4 protein-coding genes and 1 rRNA gene are annotated in these 4,452 nt (G+C 61.6%); 2 read left to right on the top strand and 3 right to left on the bottom strand.

Features of this window, described 5'->3' with window-relative positions; genetic code table 11:
* Nucleotides 1-81: 81 nt before the first annotated feature.
* Complete coding sequence (locus tag CAF78_RS27280; RefSeq protein ID WP_085691073.1) at nucleotides 82-423, top strand: tryptophan synthase subunit beta; 342 nt, start codon at nucleotides 82-84, stop codon at nucleotides 421-423.
* Between the two features lie 36 nt (nucleotides 424-459).
* Here CAF78_RS27280 and lapD read toward each other — a convergent pair whose 3' ends face one another.
* Nucleotides 460-2,406, bottom strand: a complete 1,947-nt coding sequence (gene lapD / locus CAF78_RS27285; protein ID WP_085691075.1) for a cyclic di-GMP receptor LapD — start codon at nucleotides 2,404-2,406, stop codon at nucleotides 460-462.
* A gap of 10 nt (nucleotides 2,407-2,416) precedes the next feature.
* Nucleotides 2,417-3,109: a cysteine protease LapG gene (gene lapG, locus CAF78_RS27290; protein ID WP_085691077.1), complete on the bottom strand. Its 693-nt coding sequence runs from the start codon at nucleotides 3,107-3,109 to the stop codon at nucleotides 2,417-2,419.
* Between the two features lie 270 nt (nucleotides 3,110-3,379).
* On the opposite strand from lapG, the gene CAF78_RS27295 reads away from it, so the two are divergent.
* Nucleotides 3,380-4,069: a GntR family transcriptional regulator gene (locus CAF78_RS27295; RefSeq protein WP_085691079.1), complete on the top strand. Its 690-nt coding sequence runs from the start codon at nucleotides 3,380-3,382 to the stop codon at nucleotides 4,067-4,069.
* Between the two features lie 84 nt (nucleotides 4,070-4,153).
* On the opposite strand, the gene rrf is transcribed toward CAF78_RS27295, so the two are convergent.
* Nucleotides 4,154-4,269, bottom strand: a 5S ribosomal RNA gene (rrf, locus tag CAF78_RS27300).
* Between the last annotated feature and the right edge of the window lie 183 nt (nucleotides 4,270-4,452).

A 4,452-nucleotide genomic window follows, 5' to 3' on the forward strand; every position in this document is an offset into this window, starting at 1 on the left:
CGGGCAGGCGCAGCCGGGCAAAGTTGCCTATGCTGCGCCAGAACCGACCCTTGAGGACTCAACGTGACGAGGATGGACGCCATGTTCTATGTGCAACGCGACAGCGAGGGCCAGTTGGCACGGGTGGAAGCCGCGCCCTACGCCGAGTACACGGAAATCCTGCCCGCCGACCATGCGCAAGTGCAGGAGTGGTTTGCCGACGATGTCGTCGAAAACAGCCTCAAGCAGCTCAAGCAGAGTGACCTGGACATGATCCGCGTGCTCGAGGACCTGATCGAGGTGCTCACGGCCAAGGGCGTATTCAGCATCACCGACCTGCCGCCGGGGGCCCAGGCCAAGTTGCTCAACCGCTCCAGCGCGCGCAAGGCGCTGGGCAGCCTGAACAACCTGATCGAGGAAGAAGAGGAAGGCGGGTTGATCTGAGCCTGCGGGGCGCAATGCGCCCCAACGTACCTGAGGTCAGCGCCAGGGGGCCGGCTCACCGACCAGCTGCCCCTGAATACCGCCCACCCCCATCTCTACCAGCACGCCGCGCTCCCCTTCGGTCTCTACCCGCTCGGCGATCAGCGGCAGGTCGATACTGTGCGCTGCGCGCTGGATCGCTTCGATGAACAGGCGCTTGTGCTGTTCCTGATCGATATTGCGGATGTAACTGCCATCGATCTTCAGGTATGCCAGGCCCAGATGCGCCAGGTTGCCGATCATGCTGAACCTGCCGCCAAAGCGCTGCAGTGCCAGGCCAAAGCCCAGGCCATGCAGACGTCGGGTGAGCTTTTCCAGCGAGGCCTGGTCGGGCAACTGCTCCTCACCGATCTCGAATATCAACCGCGCGCCCAGCGCTGGGTTCTGGCCTAGCAATTCGTACACACGCTGCAAGGCTGCAGGGTCGGCCAGCGTTGCAGCAGACAGGTTGAGCGCGAGTACCTGGTCATGGCCACGCAGATGCCCCAGCACTTTCTCCAGTACCAGCACATCCAGCCGCGACATCCAGCCAAAGCGCTCCAGCCATGGCAGGAAGCGGCCGGCTGGCAACGCTTCGCCCTGGTCGTCGTGCAGGCGTGAAATCACCTTGTGATGAAGGACCCGCTGCGTCTGCCTGGCATCCACCACAGGCTGGAAATACAGCTCGAACTGCCCTTTTACGAAGGCTTCATCCAACCGTGTGTGCCAGGCATGCTGGCTGTCGCCGGCCACAGCGGCCACGCCCTGCTCAAGGCATACCCAACCTGGAGCTGGTTGATTCTCGGCACGGGCCAATGCCTCGTCGGCCAGCTTGAGCAGCGCCTGAGGAGCGTCGCCGGGGCTGAACGGAGCAAGGCCGATGCAGGCAACCGGGTCCACGTCGCTGGCACCTGTCTCGTGCAGGCTCAGCAAGGTCGCCTCCAGCGCCTGGGCGAGCTGCACCGCCTCTTCATGGACCATGCCCGGAGCCAGCACAGCGAACTCACCGCCCCGGCTGCGGGAAATCAGGTCGTTGGTTTCCGGGAAGCTGGCACAGGTACGGCGCAGCTGCTCACCCACCGCTTGCAGCAGCTGGTCAGTGCGCTGGCCGCCCAAACGTGCGTTGAGCCCGGCCAGGCCCTGCACGCGCAGCAGCAGCAGGTAACCGGCACGCGCTTCTTCCAGGTTGCTGACCCGGGCAGTCAGCTGCATCTCGAAATACCTCCGGTTGGACAGCCCGGTGAGGCTGTCCTGATAGGACTCGGCGCGCAACCGCTCACTGCGCTCGGCCTGCTCGGTGAACAAGGCCTTGAGCTTCTCGACCATCTGGTTCATCGCCTGCACCACACGGCGCAGTTCCGGCGTGCGCGGCAGCTCTGGCAGGCTGAGGAATTCGCGGCGGGCGATGGCGTGCGACTGCTCGACCATGTAGTCCAACGGCCGCAGCTGGCGGCGCAACAGCAAGGCACCCAGCACAGCACTGGCCGCCCCGCACAACAACAGCCAGCCGAGGCTGCCCAATGCGCTCTGCCAGAGCTTGGCGATAGCGAACATCGGGTGGCTGATCACCTCGACCCGCGCCGCCTGCTGCCAGCCGCGGCTGACGATGGCATCACCACCGGCCGCTTCCAGGCCAATCAGGTGGATGAACCAGGCGGGCACGCTGCCAGGGTCTGGCTCGGCATGACGCTCCACCAGCACGGCGTTGGAGCCAAGGTCGATGACCTTGATGCTGGCGTAATAGCCGCTGTCGAAGATTGAGCTGACCATCAGCTCGACCATCGCCGGATCATCGATATTCGGCGTCAACGACAATGCCAGCGCAGTGGCCGCGTCCTGGGCGTGCGAACGCAACTGGTTGACGTACTGGCTGCGCGAGCTTTCCAGGCTGACCATGAAGCTGCCGCTGAACGCGACCACCAGGAACAGGCAAATGGCCAACAGCAATTGTTTGAACAGTGACATCTGTGCTCCTTCAGTAAACCGGTTCGGCCGGGAACCCTTCGGCCTGCATTTTCTTCAACACGTCCTGCCAGCGGGACAGGCGCTTGGTGTCGCCGACCTTCTTGTTGCCTGCAGCGCCGGTCAGCCACAGGCCTTCACCGTTGAAGGCATATACCGGTAGCAAGTCTGTCCGCTGGCTGGCCGGCTTGATCGCGTCCATCAGGCTGTCGAGCACCAGTGGCTGCGCCTGTGGGCTTGAATAATAGGTCAGGACCATATGCGCGCGGTTCTGGCGCAAGGCCTTGACGTAGGTGATGCGCAGCTTTTCGCTGGGGATACCCATGCGACGCAGGCTGAAGTATTTGGCGATGGCGTAGTCCTCGCAGTCGCCGGCCCCTTTGATCAACGCCTGAATCGGAGTGGCCCAGTAGTCGACCTCGTGCCACAGGTCGATATCTTCGGCATAGCGCAATTGCTGGTTGAAGAACTGGTTGACCACCTGCAGGCGCTGCAGCTCGCTGCCCTGGCTCTGGGTAGCCATCAGGTTCTGCCAGGCATCGATTCGGCCCTTGCCTGCGCCAAGCGGGCCGTACAATGCCTGGGCCTTGCGACTGATCTCGGCAAAGTCCCAATCCGCGTGCAACGCGCCCAGCAGCAAGCTACCCAGCAGCAGGGCAAGGCCAACACATCGCACGGCGGTTTTGAGCAGCCAGGTAATCGCCACTGCGAGGCCCTGTTCAGGTCATTCCAAGTGGCGATGGTGCGGCTTGGAGGCTCAAAAGACAATGGCACCCTGCAATCATGTCACCGGTGGTCGGCCTGCTATCACTTTATTGTTAGGCCTCAAGGCGTACCGCTTCCTTTGCCTGGCAAGTTGATCCAACATATTCGTGGTCTTGCTGCGCGCACCCCGTTGCGGGTGCCGGTTTGACAAGGCCCCTTGCCTATCACTAGCTTTATTGGATCCAACTCTTGTCGTCGAGGCACACTTCGCTTGGCCGAGAAAATCAAACTCAGTAACGTGCTGGCCAGCGAGCAGCTGCCGGCACACCTGGCCCGTGGTGTCATCGAAGAGCGCCTGCGCAGCGCCATTCTCGATGGCCGCCTGCCACCCGGCACTGCCATGCGCCAACAGGAAATCGCGGACTTGTTCGGCGTCAGCCGCATGCCGGTGCGCGAAGCGCTGCGCCAGCTGGAGGCGCAATCGCTGCTCAAGGTGGAAATGCACAAGGGCGCGGTGGTCGCACCGTTGATTGGCGAGGACGCGGTCGACACCTATGCGTTGCGCGTACTGCTCGAAAGCGAAGCGCTGCGCCAGTCGATCCCGCTGCTCGATGCCAGCGACATTGCCAGCGCCCGAGGCTACATCCAGCAACTGGAGAACGAAACCAGCCATGCGGAAATCGGTCGTCTCAATCGGCTGTTCCATATGGCGCTCTATGGGAAGGCATCCAACCAGAAACTGCTGCGCCTGATCGAGAACGAGCTGAACGAGGAAGAACGCTTCCTGCGCTTTCATTTGTCGTCCATGGGGCTTGGCAAGCTGACCCAGGACGACCATAACGCCTTGGTCGATGCGGCGGCTGACAAGCTGGTCGACGAGGCAGTCAGGGTGCTGGAGCAGCACCTGAACAATGGCGCGCGGGTGATCAGGAACTACCTGGACAAACAACTCGCCCGCTAGTATCCAAGTGAGGCTACGGCAGCTTGCTGTAGCCCGGAAAGAAAAAACCCCTGTCTGCAGCGCAGACAGGGGTTTTTATTTGAATCTTGACGATGACCTACTCTCACATGGGGAAACCCCACACTACCATCGGCGATGCATCGTTTCACTGCTGAGTTCGGGATGGGATCAGGTGGTTCCAATGCTCTATGGTCGTCAAGAAATTCTGTGTGCCGGTCCGTCCTGAGGACGTACCCGCGAAATCTCTGTAGTTCCTACTTAAAGACAAAACCCCTACCTGCATGCGCAGATAGGGGTTTTGCGAAATGAATCTTGACGATGACCTACTCTCACATGGGGAAACCCCACACTACCATCGGCGATGCATCGTTTCACTACTGAGT

This window comes from Pseudomonas sp. R28(2017) (assembly GCF_002112505.1).
Classification (GTDB): Bacteria; Pseudomonadota; Gammaproteobacteria; order Pseudomonadales; family Pseudomonadaceae; genus Aquipseudomonas.